18 protein-coding genes, 1 tRNA gene and 1 pseudogene are annotated in these 21,746 nt (G+C 73.4%); 7 read left to right on the plus strand and 13 right to left on the minus strand.

Annotation, left to right across the window (positions count from 1 at the left end; all coding sequences use genetic code 11):
- Window positions 1–207 precede the first annotated feature (207 nt).
- Window positions 208–1,500, minus strand: a complete 1,293-nt coding sequence (gene hisD / locus ACE7GA_RS16415) for a histidinol dehydrogenase (protein WP_376088602.1) — start codon at window positions 1,498–1,500, stop codon at window positions 208–210.
- Between the two features lie 196 nt (window positions 1,501–1,696).
- On the opposite strand from hisD, the gene ACE7GA_RS16420 reads away from it, so the two are divergent.
- Complete coding sequence (locus tag ACE7GA_RS16420; RefSeq protein ID WP_376088605.1) at window positions 1,697–3,181, plus strand: aldose epimerase family protein; 1,485 nt, start codon at window positions 1,697–1,699, stop codon at window positions 3,179–3,181.
- On the opposite strand, the gene ACE7GA_RS16425 is transcribed toward ACE7GA_RS16420, so the two are convergent.
- The 6 genes and pseudogenes from ACE7GA_RS16425 to ACE7GA_RS16450 form a co-directional block, all read right to left on the minus strand.
- A complete protein-coding gene (locus ACE7GA_RS16425; RefSeq protein WP_376088608.1) occupies window positions 3,162–3,803 on the minus strand; it encodes a class I SAM-dependent DNA methyltransferase in 642 nt (213 codons plus the stop codon). The genes ACE7GA_RS16420 and ACE7GA_RS16425 overlap by 20 nt on opposite strands.
- Window positions 3,800–4,500 (minus strand): annotated as a pseudogene (gene hisG / locus ACE7GA_RS16430) (ATP phosphoribosyltransferase). Before hisG ends, ACE7GA_RS16425 begins: the two are co-directional and overlap by 4 nt.
- Window positions 4,501–4,678: 178 nt before the next feature.
- Window positions 4,679–6,127, minus strand: coding sequence for a serine hydrolase domain-containing protein (locus ACE7GA_RS16435; protein WP_376100308.1), 1,449 nt, complete (start codon window positions 6,125–6,127; stop codon window positions 4,679–4,681).
- Window positions 6,048–7,307: a UDP-N-acetylglucosamine 1-carboxyvinyltransferase gene (gene murA / locus ACE7GA_RS16440; protein WP_376088611.1), complete on the minus strand. Its 1,260-nt coding sequence runs from the start codon at window positions 7,305–7,307 to the stop codon at window positions 6,048–6,050. The genes ACE7GA_RS16435 and murA overlap by 80 nt, the downstream gene beginning before the upstream one ends.
- A gap of 11 nt (window positions 7,308–7,318) precedes the next feature.
- On the minus strand, window positions 7,319–7,873 hold the full coding sequence (gene dcd / locus ACE7GA_RS16445; protein ID WP_376088614.1) for a dCTP deaminase: 555 nt from the start codon (window positions 7,871–7,873) through the stop codon (window positions 7,319–7,321).
- 58 nt (window positions 7,874–7,931) lie between these two features.
- Window positions 7,932–8,060, minus strand: coding sequence for a hypothetical protein (locus ACE7GA_RS16450; RefSeq protein ID WP_376088617.1), 129 nt, complete (start codon window positions 8,058–8,060; stop codon window positions 7,932–7,934).
- 331 nt (window positions 8,061–8,391) lie between these two features.
- Between ACE7GA_RS16450 and ACE7GA_RS16455 the strand changes: the two genes are divergently transcribed.
- Together ACE7GA_RS16455 and ACE7GA_RS16460 are read left to right on the plus strand one after the other, a co-directional pair.
- Complete coding sequence (locus ACE7GA_RS16455; protein ID WP_376088620.1) at window positions 8,392–8,634, plus strand: multiprotein-bridging factor 1 family protein; 243 nt, start codon at window positions 8,392–8,394, stop codon at window positions 8,632–8,634.
- 91 nt (window positions 8,635–8,725) lie between these two features.
- Window positions 8,726–8,800: transfer RNA gene (locus ACE7GA_RS16460), tRNA-Thr, on the plus strand.
- 4 nt (window positions 8,801–8,804) lie between these two features.
- Here the strand turns inward: ACE7GA_RS16460 and ACE7GA_RS16465 are convergent.
- Window positions 8,805–9,119 (minus strand): hypothetical protein, encoded by a 315-nt coding sequence (locus ACE7GA_RS16465; protein ID WP_376088624.1) that lies wholly within the window; start codon window positions 9,117–9,119, stop codon window positions 8,805–8,807.
- A 154-nt stretch (window positions 9,120–9,273) separates the two neighbouring features.
- Here ACE7GA_RS16465 and ACE7GA_RS16470 point away from each other — a divergent pair, with 154 nt between their 5' ends.
- Window positions 9,274–11,118 carry a caspase family protein gene (locus ACE7GA_RS16470; RefSeq protein ID WP_376088627.1) on the plus strand — a complete coding sequence of 615 codons (1,845 nt, stop codon included), beginning with the start codon at window positions 9,274–9,276 and terminating at the stop codon, window positions 11,116–11,118.
- A 148-nt stretch (window positions 11,119–11,266) separates the two neighbouring features.
- Here ACE7GA_RS16470 and ACE7GA_RS16475 read toward each other — a convergent pair whose 3' ends face one another.
- Complete coding sequence (locus ACE7GA_RS16475) at window positions 11,267–12,313, minus strand: ABC transporter substrate-binding protein (RefSeq protein WP_376088630.1); 1,047 nt, start codon at window positions 12,311–12,313, stop codon at window positions 11,267–11,269.
- Window positions 12,314–12,600: 287 nt separating this feature from the next.
- Here ACE7GA_RS16475 and ACE7GA_RS16480 point away from each other — a divergent pair, with 287 nt between their 5' ends.
- Genes ACE7GA_RS16480 through ACE7GA_RS16490 form a run of 3 tightly spaced genes read left to right on the plus strand, consistent with a single transcriptional unit; the run spans window position 12,601 to window position 17,485 of the window.
- A complete protein-coding gene (locus ACE7GA_RS16480) occupies window positions 12,601–14,130 on the plus strand; it encodes a DNA polymerase Y family protein (protein WP_376088633.1) in 1,530 nt (509 codons plus the stop codon).
- A complete protein-coding gene (locus tag ACE7GA_RS16485; RefSeq protein WP_376088635.1) occupies window positions 14,127–17,195 on the plus strand; it encodes an error-prone DNA polymerase in 3,069 nt (1,022 codons plus the stop codon). Before ACE7GA_RS16480 ends, ACE7GA_RS16485 begins: the two co-directional genes overlap by 4 nt.
- Window positions 17,126–17,485: an OB-fold nucleic acid binding domain-containing protein gene (locus ACE7GA_RS16490; protein ID WP_376088637.1), complete on the plus strand. Its 360-nt coding sequence runs from the start codon at window positions 17,126–17,128 to the stop codon at window positions 17,483–17,485. Before ACE7GA_RS16485 ends, ACE7GA_RS16490 begins: the two co-directional genes overlap by 70 nt.
- 64 nt (window positions 17,486–17,549) lie before the next feature.
- On the opposite strand, the gene ACE7GA_RS16495 is transcribed toward ACE7GA_RS16490, so the two are convergent.
- Genes ACE7GA_RS16495 through ACE7GA_RS16510 form a run of 4 tightly spaced genes read right to left on the minus strand, consistent with a single transcriptional unit; the run spans window position 17,550 to window position 21,711 of the window.
- Entirely contained in the window at window positions 17,550–17,927 is a 378-nt protein-coding gene (locus ACE7GA_RS16495; protein WP_376088640.1) for a hypothetical protein, read from the minus strand.
- A gap of 12 nt (window positions 17,928–17,939) precedes the next feature.
- Window positions 17,940–18,224, minus strand: a complete 285-nt coding sequence (locus tag ACE7GA_RS16500; RefSeq protein WP_376088643.1) for a hypothetical protein — start codon at window positions 18,222–18,224, stop codon at window positions 17,940–17,942.
- On the minus strand, window positions 18,221–19,198 hold the full coding sequence (locus tag ACE7GA_RS16505; RefSeq protein ID WP_376088646.1) for a hypothetical protein: 978 nt from the start codon (window positions 19,196–19,198) through the stop codon (window positions 18,221–18,223). Before ACE7GA_RS16505 ends, ACE7GA_RS16500 begins: the two co-directional genes overlap by 4 nt.
- Window positions 19,198–21,711: a glycosyl hydrolase family 28-related protein gene (locus ACE7GA_RS16510; protein ID WP_376088649.1), complete on the minus strand. Its 2,514-nt coding sequence runs from the start codon at window positions 21,709–21,711 to the stop codon at window positions 19,198–19,200. Before ACE7GA_RS16510 ends, ACE7GA_RS16505 begins: the two co-directional genes overlap by 1 nt.
- Between the last annotated feature and the right edge of the window lie 35 nt (window positions 21,712–21,746).

Raw genomic sequence — 21,746 nt, forward strand, 5'->3', positions numbered from 1 at the left:
GGTCTCGCGGGTGGGGCGGTGGATCACCGCCTCACCCGGAACATCGCGCCGCGATGCGACTTGACCGGCTGATGCCTCCGCGCGGACGGGGCGCCGTCCAGGACCTGCGCGCGGCGTGCCTGCGCGGGACGCCACGCGTGGAACGATCGCCGCATCAGGCGTGGACCGCCGCGCTCAGCGGTCCGGCCTTCGCTGCGGGGACGCGCCCTACGCCCCGATCCGATCCGCGATGCTGCGGGCATGGGCTTCCAGCCCCTCCGCCCGCGCCAGCGCCACGGCGGCCGGGCCGATGGCGCGCAAGCCCTGCTCCTCCGCCGCGATCCAGGTCGTGCGCTTGAGGAAGTCGAAGACGCTGAGCCCCGAGGCGAAGCGGGACGTCCGACCCGTCGGTAGCACGTGGTTCGGCCCCGCGACGTAGTCCCCCAGCGCCTCCGGGCACCAGGCGCCAAGGAAGGCCGCCCCGGCGTGCCGCACCCGCGCGAACAGTGCCGCGGGATCCGCGACCATCACCTGAAGGTGCTCCGGCGCCAGCCGGTCCGTCAGGGCAGCGCCTTCGTTCCAATCGCGGACCACCACCACCGCCCCGTGCCGCCGCCAGGACTCGCCCGCGATGCCGGCGCGCGGCAGCACGCGCAGCGCCGCCTCGACCGCCGCCGCGACGGAATCGGCCAGCGCCGGGCTATCCGTCACCAGGATGGCCTGCGCGGCTTCGTCGTGCTCGGCCTGGGCCAGCAGGTCCATCGCGACCCGCGCCGGGTCCTGCGCGCCGTCGGCCAGCACCACGACCTCGGAAGGCCCTGCGATGCTGTCGATGCCGACGCGGCCGAAGACCTGGCGCTTGGCCTCCGCGACGTAGGCGTTGCCGGGGCCGGTGATCTTGTCCACGGGCCGGATGCTCTCGGTCCCCCAGGCCAGCGCCGCAACGGCCTGCGCCCCGCCGATCCGCCAGATCTCCGCGACCCCCGCGCGCGAGGCCGCCGCGAGCACCAGCGGGTTCAGTTCCCCGTCCGGCGTCGGCACGGCGATCACCACCCGCCCCACCCCCGCCACCCGCGCGGGGATCGCGTTCATCAGGACCGAGGACGGATAGGCCGCCTTGCCGCCGGGGACGTAGAGCCCCGCCGCGTCCACCGCCCCCCAGCGCACGCCCATCGTCAGCCCCGCGGGGTCGGGCACCGTGATGTCCGCCGGCATCTGCGCGCGATGGAAGGCCTCGATCCGTGCCGCGGCCAGGTCCAGTGCCTCCATCAGCCCCACGGGGACGGAGGCCACGGCCGCCGCGACCTCCGCCTCCGTTACGCGCAGCGCGGCCGCGTCGCGCGGCGTCCAGCGGTCGTAGCGCGCGGTCAGGTCCAGCAGCGCCGCGTCGCCCTCGCCCCTGACGCGGGCGATGATCCCGGCGACCGCCCCGTCCACCCGCGCCGTCGTGTCCCGCGCCATGTCGAGCAGCGCCTCGAAGGCGGCCGCGAAGCCGGGGTTCCGTGTGTCCAGTCTCTGCATGGCCGCTGCTTATGGCGCGACCCGCGCCGGCCGGCGAGGGGCAGGCGGCCGACGCCCCGGGAAGCCCGGCCGGTAGGAGCATGACGCGGGCCCGCCCCGCGTCATGCTCCTACCGGCGGCCGCGGTGGCGCGCTACACGCCCGACCGAATCGGCGCCCGGCCACGCGGCGCCGCCAGGTCCAGCGCCCTCGCCCCCATGATCCGCACCGCCGTGACCCTCCTCTCCCTCCTGGCCGCGGGCCCCGCCCTCGCCGCGGCGGCGCCGCAGGCTGCGGGGACGCACCCGCCCGAGCCGCTCTCCCTCGCCCTTCAGGAGCGCCACGTCGCCGCCGCCGACCTCGGCGGGCGCGAGGTCTTCGACGACGAGGAGACGCGGATCGGCGTGATGCACGTCCTGCCCGTGCCCGCGCCCGGCAGCGGTTCCGCGCGCTTCCTCATCGAACTCAGCCCGGCGCTCGGCATCGGGGAGGGCTGCATCACCGCCCCCTTGGGTGGATGCGCGAGGCGTCGGAGCGGCGCCTCCTCCTCCACGTCTCGCCCCGCACCGTCATGGCCGCGACGCGGGAGCCCTGCCGCCCGCATTCCTGACCTTCGGCGCCCTTCGAGCGTTGTCGCAGCGCAGGAGGCGCGCTTGGACCAGGAACCCCACGGCAGGCTGGAGGACGGAACGCCCGTCCACCGCCACCTCCTCGAGGCGTCGCGGCTGCGCGTCGCGGTCCTGACGCTGGGCGGGATCATCGAGCGGCTGGAGACGCCCGACGCCCGGGGCGAATGGGCCAACGTCGTCCTCGGCCTGCGCTCCCCCGGCGAGTACCGGACGCGCTCCCCCTACTTCGGCGCGCTCGTCGGCCGATACGCCAACCGGATCGCCCGCGGGCGCTTCACGTTGGACGGGCGGGACTACCAACTCGCGACGACCGACGGCCCGAACGCCCTGCACGGCGGCCGCACGGGCTTCGACAAGCGCATCTGGACCGTCGAAGCCGCGACGCCCCGGCGCCTGGACCTTTCGCTCGTCAGCGGCGATGGCGACGAAGGCTATCCCGGCACGCTCCGGGTCCACGTCACCTACGCGCTGGACGGCGAGGAATCGCTGCGGGTCGCCTACGCGGCGAAGACGGACGCGCCGACGGTCCTGAACCTCACGAACCACACCTATTGGAACCTCGGCGGGGAGGGGTCCGGCAGCGTCCTCGGCCATGAGATCACGATCGAGGCCGATGCCTACCTGCCGACCGACCCGACCATGATCCCGACCGGCGAGATCGCACCGGTCGCGGGCACGCCCTTCGACTTCCGCGCCGCCGCCCAGATCGGCGCCCGCATCCGGGACGACCAGCCGCAACTGCTCGCCGGCCTCGGCTACGACCATTGCTGGGCCCTCCGCGGCGGCGTTGCCCCGGAGCCGCGCCCTGCGGCGCGCCTGCGCGACCCTGGGACGGGTCGCGTGATGACGGTGCTGACCGACCAGCCTGGCCTGCAATTCTACAGCGGCAACCGGCTGGATGGCTCGCTCGTCGGTCCCTCCGGCCGCGCCTACCGCCAGGGCGACGGCCTCGCGCTGGAGACGCAGCACTTCCCTGACAGCCCGAACCAGCCGGCCTTCCCGAACACCGTGCTGCGCCCGGGCGAGACCTTCCGCTCCACGACGATCCTACGCTTCAGCACGGACCCGGCGTGACCCGCGCGCGGAGGTAGGCCCGCCGGCTGGGGTATTCGACGTCCGGGTAGGGGTCGCGCGCGACGCTCTCCAGCACCTCGAACCCCGCGGCGGCGAGCGACGCGTCGAGTTCGCCCGGCCCGAACATCCGGAAACCCAGCCCGACCGACACGCCCCACATGGCGCCAGGCCGCAGCACGCCTTCCCCGAGATGGACCGCGGCGATCAACTCTCCGTCCGGCCGCAGCGCCGTCCGGATCGCGGCCAGGGCCATACGCATTGCATCGTCGTCGAAGTGGATCAGCGCATAGGCCGCGACCGCGCCCGCGAAGCGACCGGGGTCCGCGCCGAGGTCGCGCATCTCCGCGACCTCGAAGGCCAGTCCCGGATGCGCGCCGCGCGCCTGCCCAATCATCCCGGGCGAGAGGTCGATCCCGACCACCTCCACCCCCTGCGCCGCGAGGAAGGCCGTGACGTGGCCCGGCCCGCAGCCCAGGTCGGCAACGGGCCCGCGCCCGGCCATCCGCCGCGCGAAGGCCGACAGCCAGTCCCGATCGAAGGGCTTGTGCGCGAGTTCCCCGCCGAGCTGCCGCGCATATTGGGACGCGAGGGCATCGTAGTCCCGCGCGACCGGATCAGTCACGCCGACAGCGCGGTCCGGAAGCGCGCGAGCCAGGCGCCGATCCGCTCGGGCTCCGTCTTCAACGCGGTGCGATTGACGATGAGGCGCGAGGTCACGTTCGCGATGACCTCGTGCTCCACCAGCCCGTTCGCCTTCAGCGTCGCCCCGGTCTGCACGAGGTCCACGATCAGGCTCGCGAGGCCGAGCGACGGCGCCAGTTCCATCGCGCCGTTCAGGTGCACGACCTCGGCCTGCACGCCCCGCGCGGCGAAGTGGCGTTGCGCGATGTGCGGGTACTTCGTGGCGACCGTGACGCGGGACCACCGCGCCGGCTCGTCCGAGGGGTCCGGCGGCGGCCCACAGACCGAAACGCGGCAGCGGCCCACGCCGAGGTCGAGCGGGGCATAGATCTCCGCGTCGTCATGCTCCATCAGCACGTCGGCGCCGCAGATGCCCATCTGTGCGCCGCCATGGGCAACGAAGGTTGCGACGTCGAAGGGGCGCACGCGCACCACGTCCAGCCCCGCATGGTTCGTGGCGAAGCGCAGGTGGCGCGATCCTCGTCCGCGAAGTCGCCCCCGGGCGCGACGCCGGCGGCGGCCAGCAGCGGCCCGATTTCCTTCAGGATGCGCCCCTTCGGGAGCGCGAACACCAGCGGCGCCCCCCTCAGGTCCGCGGCGGCCTGACGGAGCACGGGGGCAGGGAACTGCACGGTCATGATCGGCCGGTCTCTAGCCCGGTCGGCGGCGGGGCGGAAGCGACGGTTCCGCGACCGTCCGCGCCGAGCGCAAGCTTCGCCGGCCAGGCGTCGCGCGTCCTGCGGGCCGGGGCGCTTACGGGGTAGCCACGTCGCATCCCCGCAGCCGCGGCGACGGCGGCTCGGCACGGATGACCGGTCATCCCGCGCCGTACCGTTCCTCCAGCTCCGCGGCATGCACGGCTTCCGGCACGGACCGCGTGCCGGCCAGCCAGAGCTCCGCGATCGCGCCCTCCGCGTCGCGGACCAGCCGGACCTCCTCACCCTGGCTGCCGAAGCCGCCGGACTTCACGATGCGCCCGGCGTCCGGGCCTTCGACGGCCACTTCCGCCACGTGGCCGATCGGGTTCCAGAAGGCGGGCAGCGCGACCAGCACGCGATCGCCGCAGGGCAGCAGGTCCACCGTTCCGAAGAGGTTGGCGTAGCGTCCCGTCCAGCCCTGAACCGCCTCCCCCGGCGCGCCGCGCTCGGCGAAGAGGCGGAGCAGGTGCAGCACGCCGTCGCCGATCGGGTCGGCTGGCGCCGTGATCGCGTTGACCAGCACCGAGACCGTCAGCCCCTGCTCCGGCACGACGACGGTGCGGGAGGAGTAGCCCTGGAAGGACCCGGAATGTCCGAACCACTCCCACCCGCCCGTGGCGCCGCAGATCGTGCCGAGTCCGTAGTGCCGGTCGAAGGGGCTGTATGGATCGCGCCACTGCCGGTGCACCAGCGCGCGGCGGCTGGCGGGGGAGAGGATGCTCTCAGGGGCTTCCGGCGACAGGCGCGCGAAGAAGCGCGCGAGGTCGGACGCGGTGCTGACGAAGCCCGCCGCGGCGGCATAGGCATCGGTCCGGTTGTCGCCGGGAATGGGCAGGCGCCTTCCCCCGCCAAGCGGCAGCGTGTGGCCCCGCGCGAAGGGCACGCCCCCCGGGATCGGGGCGTCCGGCGTCGTCTCCGTCAGGCCGGCGGCCCGCACGACCTCCCGCATGATCCAGTCGTGGTAGGGCTCGCCGGTCACGGCCTCGATCACCCGGCCCAGCAGGGCATAGCCGTGGTTCGAGTACTTCAGCCGCGTCTCCGCCGCGATGACCGGCGGCTCCGCCAGGTCCCGCGCAATCTCCGCGGCGTCCGGATAAGGCTTGCGGTCCGCGAAGTGCCCGCCGTCGCGCCCGTTCCGGATGATCCCCGCGCCGTGCGACAGCAATTGCCGGATCGTCGTCGCCGCGACCTCCGGGTGCAGTCCCGGGACGTGGCGTCCCGCCTCGTCGTCCAGGCCGAGCCGCCGCCGTTCGCGAAGGCGCATGATCCCGACGGAGGTGAAGGTCTTGGAATGCGATGCGACGCGCTGCCGGTGCCGGGAGTCAAGGCCTCCCCGCTCCGCCAGTCCGCGACGCCGAGCGCGGCGTCCAGCACCACCACCCCGTCCCGCGCGACGGCGACGGCGATGCCGGGCAGGTCCAGCATCGTCCGCTGGAAGTCGAGCCAGCGCGGGACGTAGTCCAGCGCGGCGTGGAGTGCGTCGTCCTTCACCCGCGCAGCCTTTCGATCTCCGCGCCCACGGCGGCCAGCTTCTCCTCGACCCGCTCGTAGCCGCGGTCGAGGTGATAGACCCGGTTCACGATCGTCTCCCCCTGCGCGGCCAGCCCCGCGAGGATGAGGGAGACGGAGGCGCGCAGGTCCGTCGCCATCACCGGCGCCCCGGACAGCTGCGGCACGCCGCGCACGATCGCGGACGCCCCGTGGTAGTTGATCCGCGCCCCCATGCGCAGCAGTTCGGGGACGTGCATGAAGCGGTTCTCGAAGATCGTCTCCGTGATCATGGAGGCGCCCTCGGCCACGCTCATCAGCGCCATGAACTGGGCCTGCATGTCCGTCGCAAATCCGGGGAAGGGGTCGGTCTGCACGTCCACGCCGTGCAGTCCGTTCAGGCGGGTGACGCGGAGGCCGCGCGGGTCCTCCTGGATGCCGACGCCCGCTTCCCGCAGGACGCGCGCGACGGCGCCGAGGTGGTCGAGGCGCGCGCCTTCCAGCAGCACCTCCCCGCCCGTGATCGCGGCGGCGCAGGCGAAGGTCCCCGCCTCGATCCGGTCCGCGACGACGCGGTGGGTCGCGGCGCCGAGTTCACGCACGCCGGTCACGCGCAGCCGGTCGGTACCGACGCCCTCGATCACCGCACCCATGCGCATGAGGCACAGGCAAAGATCCTCGATCTCCGGCTCCCGTGCCGCGTTGACGATCTCCGTCTCGCCCTCCGCCAGCACGGCCGCCATGAGCGTGTTCTCGGTCGCGCCGACGGAGACGACGGGGAAGATGATCTTCGCGCCGCGCAGGCCGCCGTCCGGCGCGCGCGCCTCGATGTAGCCGGCCTCGAGTTCGACGGTGGCGCCGAGCGCCTCCAGCGCCTTGAGGTGCAGGTCCACGGGACGCGTGCCGATGGCGCAGCCGCCTGGCATGGAGACCCGCGCCCGCCCGTACCGCGCCAGCAGCGGCCCGAGGACGAGCACCGAGGCCCGCATCTTCCGCACGATGTCGTAGGGCGCTTCCAGGTTCGTGGCAGCCCCGCCGATCGCAAGCCGACGCGCCGCGCGGTCATGCTCCACCGCCAGCCCGTGCTGCGCGAGCAGCGCCGACATGGTCGCGACGTCCGCCAGGTCCGGCACGTTCTCCAGCGTCAGCGGCCCGCCGAGCAGCGCTGCCGGCATGAGCGCGAGCACCGCGTTCTTGGCGCCGGAGACGGGAATGGTGCCGGAGAGGCGCCGCCCCCCGCGGATGCGGATGCGGTCCATCGTAACCCCCCCTACAGCCGCGGCAGCGAGACGCCGCGCTGGCGCATGTATTTCCCGGCGCGGTCGGCGTAGGACACTTCCGGCTCGCCCTCGCCCTTCAGGAACAGGAACTGGCAGATCCCCTCATTCGCGTAGATGCGGGCGGGGAGGGGGGTGGTGTTGCTGATCTCGATCGTGACCTGGCCTTCCCATTCCGGCTCCAGCGGCGTCACGTTCACGATCAGCCCGCAGCGCGCGTAGGTGGACTTTCCGAGGCAGATCACCAGTACGTCACGCGGGATGCGGAAGTACTCAACCGTGTGCGCCAGCACGAAGGAATTGGGCGGGACGATACAGGTCTCGCCCTTGCGCGACACGAAACCCGCGTCGGAGAAGTTCTTCGGGTCCACCAGCGCGTTGTCCACGTTGGTGAAGACCTTGAACTCGTCGGCGACCCGCGCGTCGTAGCCGTAGGAGGAGAGACCGAAGGAGATCACGCCCTGGCGCCGCTGCGCCTCGACGAAGGGCTCGATCATCCCCCGCTCCTCGGCCATGCGGCGGATCCAGCGGTCGGGCATGATCGGCATGGCGGGCGTTTCCGTAGGTAGGCGGGCGGGATAGCGGCCGAGGTTGCCCGCGGCAACGTCAGCGCGGCTCGTCCTTCGCCGATTCGTCGCTCGCCGGCGGTGCCCCTTCCTCTCGCGCCCGCGCCTGGGCCTTCCGGCGACGCAGGTTCTCCCGCAGCGCCGCCGCCAGGCGTTCCTCCCGGCCCACGGCGGGGGCAGCAGGGCGGGGGAGGGGGGCCGGGGTCTCTCGTCCGTCATCCGCGCGGCAGACCCGGTCTCGCGCGGCCGGTCAAGCGGCCGGCTGGTCAAACGGTCTGGCAAGGCCCCCGACGCGACGAACGCGACACCGGCGGGCTGGGCGCGAAATGATCCTGCGACACGGGACCGTCACAAGGAAGCCGTCACGACGGGCCGGCCGACGCCGCCCCGGCCAACGCATGACGGGAGAAATCGCCATGTTCACTGTCCTCGGGGGCATCCTCTTCGCGGCCGCCATCTTCTCGCCGCTGCTGATCAACGTCTCGAAGGCGCCCTGAGCCGTGACGGGCGAGCAATGCCGCGCCGCGCGGCACCTCCTCGGCTGGTCGGCGGGTCAACTCGGCGCCCGCGCCCTGCATGCCGCGGCGACCGTCCGCAACCTCGAGGCCGGCCGTCACCGGCCGCAGCGCGCCACGATCCTGGCCCTGCGGGAGGCGCTCGTGGAGGCGGGGATCGAGTTCCCGCCGGAGGGCCGGGACGGCCCGGTTCGCCTGCGGGGGGACGCGATGTCGATCGCCGCCTGACCACCGTGGCGACCCGTCCAAGGGGTTGCGCGGCCCCGGCCGAAGGGCTAGGTCCCGCGCCGTCCGGCTGCAAGCGGCCGACGCCGGGCTCGCTGCCGTAGCTCAGTGGTAGAGCACTCCCTTGGTAAGGGAGAGGTCGAGAGTTCAATCCTCTCTGGCAGCACCAGCCCTCACCGCGCCGTCTCTCCCGTGACCGGCCTCGTCCCCACCGCGTTCGGCGCGGGCGGCAGCGGCGTCAGCGTCGCGGGGTTCCCGGGCGTCAGGAACCGCACCGGCGCCCATTGGATCGGCGGCCCCGGCGTCTGCACCAGCATCCAGGTCTGCCCCGTCGCGGTGTCCACCATGATCACCGTCGCCGGGCCGCCATTGCTGCCGGCGACCGAGGTCACCGCGTAGCGCCCGGCCGTCTCGCCGCTCCGCGCCGGCTGCGCCGCCGCCGGCATGGCCAGCACCAACCCCATCAGCCCCGCCATCACGCTGCGCATCCCGTCACCTCGTCCCGGTGGAGGCCCGAGACTCCCGCCGGCGGGCGCGACTGACAAGACATGCCGGCCCGTTGATGCGACGGCCGCGACGGCCGATGGTAAGTAGCGATTCTCGACGCCTCCTGCGTCGGAAACCAGGGGCCGGGACCCCGAGATGCCGCGCAACCTTCGCCCGATCCTCGCCGCCCTGCTTCTCCTGGCCGCGGTCGCCCTGCATGCCGCCCCTGCCGAGGCGCAGGGCCGCCGCGTCGCCTTCGTCATCGGCATCGACAGCTACCAGTCCGTGGACCGCCTGACCCGCGCGAAGAACGACGCCACCGCCATCGCCGACCGGCTGAAGGCCAGCGGCTTCGACGTCGTGCTGCGCACCGATGCCGACCGGCGCGCCATCAATGACGGCATGTCGGAGTTCGAGGAGAAGCTCCGCGGCGCCGAGGTCGGCTTCTTCTTCTTCGCCGGCCATGGCGTCGAAATCCGCGGCACGAACGTCCTGCTGCCCGCCGACCTGCCGGCGACGCTGTCGGAAACCGTCGTGCTGCGGGAAGGCCTGCTGCTGTCGGACGTCGCGCAGATCATGTCCGATTCCGGCGTGCGCTACTCGGTCCTCGTCATCGACGCCTGCCGCGACAACCCGCTGCCGCGCCAGGCCGGGCGGTCCGTCGGGCGCACCCGCGGCCTCGGCCGCGTCGACGCACCGCGCGGTACCTACGTCGTCTATTCCGCGGGCATCGGGGAGGCGGCGCTGGACCGGCTGTCGGATGCCGACGCGTCCCCGAACTCCGTCTTCACGCGCCACCTGCTGCCCGCGCTGGATACCCGCGGCGTGTCGCTGGACACGGCGGTGAAGCAGGTGCGGGAGAGGGTGCGGGCCGATGCCGCGAGCGTCCGCCACCAGCAGAATCCCGCCATCTACGACCAGGCAACGGGTGAGCTGTTCCTGGCGCCGCCGCCCCCGACCGGGGCGGCCCCGGCAGCACCGCCCCCCGGCGCCGAGGGCGTCAACATCGAAACCCTGTTCTGGCAGTCCATCCAGGCCAGCAGCCGCCCCGCGGAACTGCGCGCCTATCTCGACCGCTGGCCCGGGGGCGTCTTCGCGCCGATCGCCCGCGCGCGGCTGGCCGAGGTGGCACCGGGCACGGTCGTCTCCCCATCCGCAGCCGCTTCCGCGCCGCCCGCCCCGTCGGCGGCCACGTCCCGCGATCCCGCGGCCGAGCCCGCCCCGGCCGCCTCCGCCCCAGTCGCCTCTGGCCCGCCGGACCGGAACGAGGTCCGTCGCGCACAGCAGCGTCTCGCCTTCCTCGGCCTCGATCCCGGGCCGGCCGACGGCGCGATCGGCCCGCGCACGCAGGTCGCCATCCGCGTCTTCCGCGCGGCGGCGGGCCTCCCGCCCGACGACGACCTGGACGAGGAGACGCGGGCACGGCTGCACGCCAACCCGCCGCCCGACAAGGCCGACATGGCCCGTGCGCTCGTCGCCGCCGCCTCCGGCGCGCGGGAGGCGCGGCAGCCCGCCGAGGCCGCGCGCCTGCTGGAAGGCGGCCTGCGGCTGCTGCCTGATCCCGCGGCCATGCTGACCCTGGGCGACCTGCAGCGCGAGCTCGGCCGCACGGAGCAGGCGCGGCGGACCTACGCCGACCTGCGCCGGCTCGATCCGTCCGGCGAGGCGGGACGCAACGCCGCCGCGCGGCTCGCCGCCCTGCCCACGCCACGGCCGGAGGAGCCGCCCGCCGCGCCCCGCACCGTCGCCGCGCTGCCGGCTGGTGCCTGTGGCGTCACCTTTTCCGGCAGCCGCTACGACGCGGCGCTCTCGGCCTATGGCTACAGCTTCGCGAATTCCTGCGCGACGGAGATGGCTTACCGTCCGGTCTGCCCGCAGAGCGGCAGCATCGGCCGCGGTGACCTGACGATCGCCGCCCGCAGCGCGACGACGGTCTGGGTGCCGTCCAGCCGCGCGCGGGACCCCGGGGGCTGCTCGGTGCAGTCGGCGCGCCCGCGTTGACGCGCCCGGCGCGGGGCTGGATCGTGCGGTGCCGCGAACGCGGCGGTCGTCGCGCCCCCGGCGCCGAACCGTTTGCCTGAGGCCGGTGCGGGCTGAGGCCAATGCGGGCTGAGGCCGGAGGAAGGACGCGCCTTCCTCTGCGCCCGACTCACGCCCCCGGCGAGAGCCGTCGCTCCGCCGCGGGCGGCAGGAACGCGTCGGTGTACACGGCATCCACCGTCAGGCGCGGCGTCAGCCCGTAGGCTTCCTCCACCGTCGCGAGCGCACGCTGGAACCGCGCACGGTCCGGGTTGCCCAGGCCGTTCGCGCGCACGTGGTCGGAGATCACCTGCTCCTCCATGCTGATCACCTGCCGCTCCGTCTCGATCGCGACGTCCGTGAGCGGTTCCACGCGCTTGAGGATCGCGATGCTCTCCTCCCGGTTCGCGTTGGCGTAGACCAGGCCGCGGAACAGCGCGCGGAGGGAGCTGCGCACGACCTCCGGGTTGCGCTCGATGAAGGTGCGCGTCGTAAGGTAGCAGGTGCCCAGCAGGTCGAGGCCGTGGTCGCGGTACATCATGATCCGCTGTTGCGACATGTCCATGCCCAGCGCCTTGAGGGACATGCTCGTCGAGGTGACGGCGCCGGTGATGCCGTCCGCGCGCCGCTGCACCAGCATCGGCTCCCGCAGCTCGGGTGAGACGGTAAGCCAGTTGATCTTCGCGGCATCGATCCCCGCCGCCTTCGCGAAGGCGGGGAAGAGCTGCCGCCCCGCGTCGCTCTCCGGCGCGGCGAGCGTCCGGCCTTCCAATTCCTTTGGCGTGCGGACCGGCCCGTCGGCGCGCACGGTAGCGCAGAGCAGGGAACGGTCACCCCAGATGCCGATCATCACCAGGCCGGAATTCGGGTTCTCCGCCATGAACTTGATGACGGGGTTCATGTCAGCCTGGCCCATGTCGTAGGTGCCGGCCGCGACGTCCACGGGCACGCGGCCCGATCCGAAGCCGCGGTCCACGGTGGCGTCCACGCCGGCCTCGCGGAAGAAGCCCTTCTCCCGCGCGAGGGTGACGTAGGCGTTGGGGCCCTGCCGCGCCCAGTCGATGCAGAAGCGCAGCCGCGGCATGGATTGGCCGCGGACGAGGGCGGGCATGGCGAGCCCGGCGGCGGCAACGCCGGTACCCATCAGGATCTGGCGGCGGGATGCGGTGAGGGACATCGGTCGGTCCTCTGAGCGAGCGGTGCACGAGGCGCAGCAAGAAGGATGCCGCACGGCCGCACACGCGCAGTTCAAGATTGGCCACCCTGGCCACGAACGGGCTTGCAAACTCCGGTCGATCTGGAACATTTAGGGAACATGCCGATCCTTCGGGCCCCCCGACGAAGGACGCCGGCAGCCGCGCCCGCCTCCTTCATCCCGAAGGGGCGGGCGCGGTGAGGCGTCGCGCTGCGCAACCGCCCCGATTGCGGGCGCCTGAGGATTCGCGGGCCGGCACTCCCCCTGCCGTGCCCGCGATCCGTGAGGCGCCGCCTGGCCCGGCGCCCTCGCTTCACGAGGCTGGCCGCCGCTTCCTCGCGCTGCACCTGCCTTTCCTCGCGACGGAGACGCTGCGCCACGCCGGTCCCGTCCTGACCTGGATGACGGACGGAAACCGGCGGCTCGTCGTCGCGGCCGATGCGGCGGCGCTGCGACTCGGCCTGCGTCCGGGCATGCCGCTCGGCGACGCGAACGCGCTGGCACCGGGCGTGGCCTGCATCCCCGACGACCCCGCGCGCACGGCGAACCGGCTCGAGTCGCTCGCCCTCTCCGCGCTGCGCCTCTCGCCCCTCGTCGCGATGGAGCCGCCGGATTCGCTGCTGCTGGAGATCACCGGCGGCGCGCACCTCTTCGGTGGGGAGGACGCGTTGCTGCGCCGAGCGGTCGCGGGCCTCGCGCGACTCGGCCACGCGGCGGTGGGCGTCGTCGCGGGCACCGCACGCGCCGCGGCGGCCCTGGCGCGCCACGGCACCGCCGGCGTGCTCTCGGTGCAGGAGGAAGTGTCCGCGGTCGCCGCCCTGCCGGTCGCCGCGCTGCCCGTGGACCCGGCGGTCCTTGCCGGCCTGCGCCGGCTCGGCCTGCATCAGGTCGGCGACGTGCTGCGCCAGCCCCGCGCGCCGCTGGTGCGGCGCTTCGGCCAGCCCATCGCCTTCGCGCTGGACGCCCTGACCGGCGCGATCGAGACGCCCTTCCGCTCCATCCGCCCCGCGCCGGAATGGCGGGTCGCGCGGGAGTTCCTGGAGCCGATCATCACCCGCACGGCGATCGACCACGCCGTCGCGCGGCTGCTGGCCGATCTCTGCGCGCGCCTGGCGGAGGGCGGGCGGGGGCTGCGGCGTCTGACGCTGCGCGCCCACCGCGCCGATGGCGGCGTGCAGGAGATCGCGATCGGCACCGGCCTGGCGTCCCGCGACCCGCGCCACCTGTCGCGCCTTCTGGAGAGCCGGCTGGAGCAACTGGCCCCCGGCTTCGGCTTCGACCGCATGGCGCTGCTGGCGGACGAGGTCGAGCCGCTCGCCGCCGCCCAGGCCCGTCTGCTGGCGGATGCGGAGGACGCGCGCGGCGCTCTCGCGGCACTGGTGGACCGGCTGATGCAGCGCCTGCCCGTCCACCGCCTGCGTCCGCGCGCCACGCATTGGCCGGAGCGCGGGGTGGAACGCGTCGGACCGCTGGACGACGTCGCGCCGCCAAGGGAATGGGTTGAGGGCTGGGTCGCGCGCCCCCGCCCGTTGCGCCTGCTGCGCCGGCCCGAACGCCTGCAGGCCGTCTCGCTCCTGCCCGATGCGGCGCCCTCGCGCTTGCAGCACCGCGGCCGCTGGATCCCCGTGCGCGCCGCCGAGGGGCCGGAGCGCCTCGAACCCGAATGGTGGCGCGACCGCCCGGACCGCCCCTTGCGCGACTACTACCGCGTGGAGCTGGAGGACGGGCGCCGCTGGTGGGTCTGCCGCGCCGGCGGGCCGGGATCGCCCGACTGGTACCTGCACGGCCTCTTCGCGTGAGTGGTCCCGTCGTCCCGCTGCCCGCGATCCGCCGGGAATCGACGCCGCGTGCTGAAGCCGGCGCCTTCGCCGAACTCGGCGCGATGTCGAACTACACTTTCCTGGAAGGTGCGTCGCATCCCTGGGAACTGGTCGCGGCGGCGAAGGTGCTGGGCCACGCGGCCGTCGGCATCGCCGACCGCAACACCTTCGCCGGCCTCGTCCGCGCCATGGCCGCGAGCGAGCACTTCGACACGAAGACCGGCGAGGACTGGCGCATCCGCTTCGTCCCGGGCTGCCGCGTCGCGCTGTCCGACGGCTTTGAATACCTCGTCTGGCCGACGGATGTCGCGGCCTATGGCCGGCTGTCCCGCATGCTCTCCGCCGCCCGCATGACGGGCGAGAAGGACGAGTGCGACATTCCCCGCGACGCCCTGATCGCCGCCGCGGAAGGCCAGGTGATGGCCCTGATCCCGCCGGAGGCGCCGGACGAAGCCTTCGCGCAACGCCTGCGTCGCGATGCCGACGCGATGCGCCGCGCGCTGGCCATGCCGCTGTTCTGCGCCGCCGACAACCGCCTGCGCGGCGACGACCGCAAGCGACTGGACCGGCTGGCGGCGATGGCCGGGCAGGCGCGCGCGTCGCTCCTCGCGGCGGGGGCGGCGCGGTACCACGTCGCGTCGCGTCGGCGGCTGGCGGACGTCGTCGCGGCGATCCGCCTGGGACGGACGGTGGACACGCTCGGCTTCCACGCCCACCCGAATGCCGAGGCGCACCTGAAGCCCGCCGCGGAAATGCGCCGCCTGTTCGAGGGACACGAGGACGCGGTGGACGCGACGTTGCGGGTTGTGCGGGCGTGCAGCTTCTCCCTGCGGCAACTGAAATACGAATACCCCGAGGAGATCCTGGAACCCGGCCTGACCGCGCAGCAGACGCTGGAGCGACGGGTGGAGGAGGCGGTGCGCGAGCGCTGGCCGGGTGGCACGCCGGAGAAGGTGACACGCCAGATCGCGGAGGAGATGGAACTCATCGCCCGCCGCGAATACGCCCCGTACTTCCTGACGGTCCACGAGATCGTCCGCTTCGCAAAGGATCAGGGCATTCTTTGCCAAGGACGCGGTTCCGCCGCGAATTCCGCTGTCTGCTTCGTCCTCGGCATCACCGCGGTGAATCCGGAGAAGCATCGCCTCCTCTTCGCCCGCTTTCTGTCCGATGCGCGGGGCGAGCCGCCGGACATCGACATCGACTTCGAGCACGAGCGGCGGGAGGAGGTGATCCAGCACATCTACGAACGCTATGGCCGCGACCGCGCGGCGCTGACGGCGACGCAGATCTGCTATCGCGCTCGCAGCGCGATCCGGGAGGTCGGGAAAGCGCTGGGCCTCTCGGCCGATGTCACGGGCCGCCTCGCCAAGGGGTCCTGGCACTACGACATGGACGAGCGTGCGGCGATGGCGCGCGATGCGGGGCTGGATCCGGAAGGCGACCCGCGGCTGGCGATGGCGCTCGACCTCGCGGCGGAGCTGGAGGGTTTCCCGCGCCACCTCGCGACGCATGTCGGCGGCTTCGTCATCACCCGCGGGCCGCTGACGGAGCTGGCGATCGTGACCAAGGCCGCGATGGAGGGCCGCCACACCGTCGAATGGGACAAGGAGGACATCGCGATCCTCGGCATGCTGAAGGTGGACGTGCTGGGCTTAGGGATGCTGACCTGCCTGAAGCGCGCTTTCGGGCTGATGGAGAAGCACCTGGACGTCCAACCAGAACTCTACTCCTTTCCGGACGACGATGCGGAAACCTACGAGATGCTGTCGCGCGCGGATTCTCTCGGCGTCTTCCAGGTCGAGAGCCGGGCGCAGATGAACATGCTGCCGCGCATGCGCCCGAAGCGGTTCTACGACCTGGTCATCGAGGTCGCGATCGTCCGCCCCGGCCCGATCCAGGGCGACATGGTCAACCCGTACCTGCGGCGCCGCATGGGGCTGGAGAAGCCGGAATACGCCAAGCCGGAACTGAAGAGCGTTCTGGAGAATACCCTCGGCGTCCCGCTCTTCCAGGAACAGGCGATGGAAATGGCGATCGTTGCCGCTGGCTTTTCGCCGAAGCGCGCGGACGAGCTGCGGCGCTCCATGGCCAGCTTCAAGCATGACGGCCGACTGAACAGTTTCCAGGAGGAGTTCATCGCGGGCATGATCGCCCGCGGCTATCAGCCCGACTTCGCCGAGCGCTGCTGGTCCCAGATCAAGGGCTTCGGCGGCTACGGCTTTCCGGAGAGCCACGCCGCGTCCTTCGCGCACCTCGTCTACGTCTCGTCCTGGATCAAGTGCCACCACCCCGCGATCTTCGCGGCGGCGCTGCTGAACTCCCAGCCGATGGGCTTCTACGCGCCGGCGCAGATCGTGCGAGACGCGCGGGAGCATGATGTTGTCGTGCGTCCTGTCGACGTGACGGCCAGCCATTGGGATTGCACGCTGGAACCGGATCCGGGGAGCAAGGGCGGCCTCGCGCTGCGATTGGGGCTGCGGCAGGTGTCCGGGCTGTCGAAGGAGGAAGGGGAGCGCGTCGCCATGATCCGTGGCGGACCGGCCGAACTGGCGCGCGCGGGGCTGTCGCGGCGCGTCGTGGACCTGCTGGCAGGGGCCGATGCCTTCCGCGGCCTCGGCCTCGATCGCCGCCGCGCCCTGTGGGAAGCGGCGGCCGTCGAGGGTGGTACGCCCGGCGCGAGCCTGTCCGCGCCCGGCGCGAGCCTGTCCGCCCCGTCCCGGCGCCGTGACCCTCGGCAGTCCGAGCGGGCCAGGTCATTGCCGCTGCTGGACGGGGTGGAAGCGGAGCCGCGCCTGCCCGAGGAGATCGCGGCGAGAGCACGGTCCTGGACTACGGCGCCACGAACCTCAGCCTCCGCGCCCACCCGCTGGCGCTGCTGCGGCCCCGTCTCGACGCGCTGCGCTGCGCCGACAGCCGCGCCGTCACGGCGGGTCGCCAGGGCCAGCGCCTGCGCGTCGCGGGGCTCGTGTTGGTGCGGCAGCGGCCGGGTACCGCGAAGGGCGTCGTCTTCTTCACGCTGGAGGACGAGTTCGGCGTCGTGAACCTCGTCCTTCACAAGCACACCACGCAGGCCTACCGCGCCCCCGTCGTCGCCGCGCGCCTACTGTTCGTGGAGGGACGCGTGGAACGATACGACGAGGGCGCGGTGCCGATCGTGCACCTTCTGGGGCAGCGGCTGGAGGACCGCTCCGACCTGCTGGACGGGCTGCACGCGGTCGGCACGCCCGTCCCAGTGCCGCTGGCGCGGGCGGACGAGGTGGTGCGCGGGTCCCGCTACGACCCGCGCGAAGGGGTGCCCCGGGTCTTCCCGGGCAGCCGGGACTGGCATTGACCGGGGGTCGGGCGGCTGCGTCCCCGGCGCGCGGCGCGGCGCGGGGACCGCAGCGCCCGCCAGGTCAGGCCGGTGTCACCGTCATGGCATCCGCGGGCAAGGTGACCGTCCCTGGCCCCGTCACCGCGACGGGTGCCGCGAGCGTCGAGACGATCAGCGGGTTGCCGCCCGAGGGCGCGTCGTAGAGGGCCACGTGCGTCAGCGTCCCCGCCCCCGCGGCGAAGACGAATCGCAGCGCCTCGACGTTCCGCTGCGTGCCGGTGCCGGTGAAGGTAACGCGCTGGCGCGTGTAGCCGTTGCCGGCGGGCTCGCCGCTCAGCCCGGCGGCGACCGTGCCGCCGGTGCCGAGGGCGGCGAAGACCGAGCCCGGCAGGGTCGGCGCGCGGCCGCAGAGCGCGCGGGCCAGGAGGTTGCGGGCGTGGTCGGTGAGGGAAGCGGGCATGTCCGTTCTCCGTCAGGAATTGGCGAGGGCGAGGAGCGAGGAATCGGGCAGGCGGGCGGGGTAGAGTTCGAGCCGCTCGACCTCCCCGTGCAGGGCGCGGTTCAGCGCGGCGGACGCGTGACCGATGAGCAGCCGCGTGGCGCCCGCCGGGGGTACGGCGGCGCTCATCTGGACGGCGCCGCCGGTGACGCAGAGCGCCGTGCCACCCGGCCCCCAGGCCAGCGCGGCACGGAAGGCGGTCCCCGCCGCGACCGTGCCGCCGGTCAGCGTCGCCGCCGTCGAACCGCCCGAGATCACGAGCGCCGCGACCGACCCCCGCCCGCCGTGTTGCGCAGGACCAGCCGGTTCGTGTCCGTCCCGTCGTCGAGCTGCAGCAACCCCTGATCGAGTGATGAGGCGGCGAGCTGCGGCAGCAGGGCGCGCAGGACGAGCGTCCCCTGCGCTGCGACCGCGCCGGAGAGGCTCAGGCTCGCCGCGTCGGCCGCACGCGTCGCCGCCGCCGGCGCGCCGGCCGGCGGTGCGATCGGGCTGGAGGCGAAGGCACCCAGCTCCAGCCCGGGCTGCCCAATCCGCAGCGTCACGTCGAGCACGGCGCCGCTGGCATAGGCCAGGTTCAGCGAGGACTGAACGAAGGCGCAGGCCGCCTGGTTCAACTGCCGCGTGAGCGTCTGCCGGCTCGTCGCCAGCGACGAACCGGGCGAGACCGCCACCGAGCCGGTCCCGAGGGAAGCCGCGGCGGTGTCCCGTTCACGGATCATGAGTGTCGTGGTGAGGCCGGAGAGGCTGCCGCCGGCGACCCGCGTGAAGAACGAGGCCGTCCAGGTCTGGCCGACGGCCGCCGCGACCGCCGTGTTGCCCTCCGGCGCGATGGAGATCGTCCCCGACGCCGTCGCGGTGCCGCTGTAGCGGATGTCCACGTAGGCGACGCCGGACTCGACCCCCGTCCCCACCACCTGGCGCGCGATGCCGTTGGCCGAGGAGCTGACGACCCAGTTCGTCGGCGTGGTGCCGGGCGTGCCGGCGACGGTGCCCTCGGACAGCGGGTTCCGGATGCCGTTGGTGCGGCTGCCTTCGATCAGCAGACGGCGCGCGGTGCCGTGGAACCGGGGCAGGTTGGCCGCGGCGCTGGCCCAGGAGGCACCGTCGGCGCCGAGGCCGAGCGCGGTCGAGGCGCGGGAGAAGGCGAGGCCGGACCCGAGCGCGCCGGGCACGACCAGCACGCGCGGGCCGGGATCGAGCGCGCCGAGCGCGGCGGGGATGGCGCCGAGCATCAGGGTGCCCCCGATCCGGCGAGGTGCATGACCTTCGTCGTGCCGCCGTCCGGCGAATAGGCGAAGAGGCTGGCGATACCGCCGGCCTTGATCCGGGTGTTCCCATCCGCGTTCGCGATCGGCCCGGAGAAGCCGGTCAGCGCCACCGTCATGTCCGCACCCGTGCGGTTGACGACCATGCAGGAGAAGCCGTGCCCCGTGGCCGCCCAGTCGGCCGAGAGCGTCGTGCCCGCATTGGCGATGACCATCCGCGCGTTGTGCGCCGCGGCCGTCAGCGCCGTGGCCCCGGCAGCGGTGGCGGTGGGGATGGCGCGCCCCGTGAACTGCGCGTCCACGTAGCCCTTCGTCGCGGCGTGCAGGGCGGCGGTCGGGTCGCCGGGCAGGGTCAGCGCGCCGGTCATGGCGTCCCCGGACCGCGCGACGCGGGTCCCGGCCGCCGTATCGACGTAACCCTTGGTCGTCGCGTGCAGGGCGGCGGTCGGGTCGGCCGGGAGCGTGAGCGCGCCGGTCATGCTGTCGCCGGACCGGGCCACGCGGCTGGCCGTGCCGCCGTCCACGTAGCCCTTCGTCGCCGCGTGCAGCGCGACGGTCGGGTCACCGGGCAGGGGGAGCGGCCCGGTCATCGTGTCGCCGGACCGCAGCACGCGGTTCGTGCCGCCTGCATTGGCGTCCACGTAGGCCTTGGTTGCGGCCTGCGAGGCGGCGGTCGGATCCGCCGGCAGGGTCAGCGGGCCGCTGAGCGTCACCGCGCCCGAGGCGGCGAGGCGGAAGCGCTCGGCGACCGTACCGGCGACGCGCGTCTCGATCACCACGTCGTCGTTCGCAAGGCCGAAGGTCGCCGAGACCGCATCGGCCGCATCGTTCAGCCGGATCTGCGCGCCCTGCGTGCCGCTGCGCCGATGGATCGCGACCGCGCCGTCGCCCCGCGCGGACAGGCGGGTCTCGAAGGTGCCGCCGGAGGAGACGGAGGCGAGCTCCGCCTGTCCGCCGGCGAGGCGGGCCACGGCGGCGCCGGCGGACAGGCGCGAGCCGACCACGAGAAGCCGGCCGAGGGCGGCGGCGGACTGGCCGGCGAAGGTCGCGCTCTTCGCGTCGCAGCCGACGAGCTGGACGGAGTCCGCGTTGTCGCCGAGATAGACCTGGCCGTAGACGTCGCAGCCGACGAGGATCAGCGCCCCGTCATCCACCTGGACCGAGCGTCCGTTGCCGGTGGGCAGCATCACGCCGGCGATGGTGTTGTGGTCCACCGCCGTGCTCTCCACGACCAGCGCCGTGCCCTTGTCCGACCAGAAGCCGCCGTACCACTTGTTCCGGTTGGACAGGCCGCTGATGCGCACCCCGACCGAGTTGGGGTCGCGGCCCGACCCGTCCACGCCGCAGTTCGTCAGCTGCACGGCATGGCAGAGGTCGTCGAGGTGCCAGCCCGTCTCGTGGCCGAACTCGAAGCAGTTGACGAAGTTCGGCATGTCCACGTCGTAGACGTGGAAGGCTTTGCCGCGGCGGTAGGTGACGCCCGGGTCGGCGGTGCCGCCGGACGTATAGGTGCCGGAGAAGGTGGTGCCTGCGAGGTCCACCTGGGTCGCGGACGGCACGGCGGCGACGGCGAAGCGGCCGTTGGCGCCGGGGACGCCGCCGACGCTCCGAACGATCAGCAGGTCGCCGGCCTGCAATTCGTGCGCGCCGGAGAAGGTGAGACGGACGAGGCCGGCGCCGTTGTTCGCGCAGGCCGTGACCGTGTAGGTCGTGGAGGAGAAGGTGCGGCCGCCCGTGCCGATGGGGTGCCAGTTGATGCGTTCGTTGTGCGCGATGTCGTAGGACTTGCCGAGGTAGAGGCCGTTCGTGCAGTCGCCGAGGATGTCGAGGATCCGCGTGCGGCTCGCGCCGTCCGACCGGATGCCCCAGGTGAAGCCGACGATGAGGAGCTTGCGCACGGTCGCGTCGGTGGCGTTGGTCGCGCTGGCGCCGGTGCTCCCGTCGCCGATCGTCACGGCCGTGCCGGAGAAGGCCGCGATCGCGTCGAGCGCGGTGCGGACGGAGGACGGGGCGACGAAGCCCTTGCGGATGACGGCCAGGCGCTCCAGCGTCGCGTTGCGCCGCAGGCGGATGGTGCGCGCGGGATTCAGGATGATGCAGTGGGGGACGGCGGTGTAGTCGTTGTTCACCCGGAAGCCGCAGGGATCGGCGCCGCCCGCGAGCGTCACGCCCTGCGGGATGACGAGGTCCGTCCCGTCCACGAGATAGCGCCGCGGGCCGAGCAGGACGATGCCGCCGCCGGCCGCGCTGGCCGCGTTGATCGCGGCCTGGATCGCGACCGCGTCGTCGGTCGTGCCGTTGCCGCTGGCGCCGAAGTCGCGGACGTGCAGCGCGCGCTCCGCCTGGATGGAGCCGCGGAGCTGGGCGTAGGTGGCGCGGCGGGTCTCGGCGCCGACGCCGACGCCCTGGACCATCGGCGCGTAGTCCGTGTCCTGGAGGGTCGTCGCGGGCGGCAGTTCGCTGATGCGGCTATCGGGCATCGGGGGTTCCGTCTGTGGAGGGCTTCGGGCTGTGG

It is taken from the genome of Roseomonas sp. CCTCC AB2023176 (assembly GCF_042259275.1).
Classification (GTDB): Bacteria; Pseudomonadota; Alphaproteobacteria; order Acetobacterales; family Acetobacteraceae; genus Roseomonas.

Coding starts and splice junctions, on each gene's coding strand:
- ACE7GA_RS16510 (WP_376088649.1), bottom strand. CDS start 21,711: ATGCCCGATAGCCGCATCAGCGAACTGCCGCCCGCGACGACCCTCCAG.
- ACE7GA_RS16505 (WP_376088646.1), bottom strand. CDS start 19,198: ATGCTCGGCGCCATCCCCGCCGCGCTCGGCGCGCTCGATCCCGGCCCG.
- ACE7GA_RS16465 (WP_376088624.1), bottom strand. CDS start 9,119: ATGCGCAGCGTGATGGCGGGGCTGATGGGGTTGGTGCTGGCCATGCCG.
- ACE7GA_RS16495 (WP_376088640.1), bottom strand. CDS start 17,927: ATGCCCGCTTCCCTCACCGACCACGCCCGCAACCTCCTGGCCCGCGCG.
- ACE7GA_RS16420 (WP_376088605.1), top strand. CDS start 1,697: ATGATCCGCACCGCCGTGACCCTCCTCTCCCTCCTGGCCGCGGGCCCC.
- ACE7GA_RS16470 (WP_376088627.1), top strand. CDS start 9,274: ATGCCGCGCAACCTTCGCCCGATCCTCGCCGCCCTGCTTCTCCTGGCC.
- murA (WP_376088611.1), bottom strand. CDS start 7,307: ATGGACCGCATCCGCATCCGCGGGGGGCGGCGCCTCTCCGGCACCATT.
- ACE7GA_RS16475 (WP_376088630.1), bottom strand. CDS start 12,313: ATGTCCCTCACCGCATCCCGCCGCCAGATCCTGATGGGTACCGGCGTT.
- dcd (WP_376088614.1), bottom strand. CDS start 7,873: ATGCCGATCATGCCCGACCGCTGGATCCGCCGCATGGCCGAGGAGCGG.
- hisD (WP_376088602.1), bottom strand. CDS start 1,500: ATGCAGAGACTGGACACACGGAACCCCGGCTTCGCGGCCGCCTTCGAG.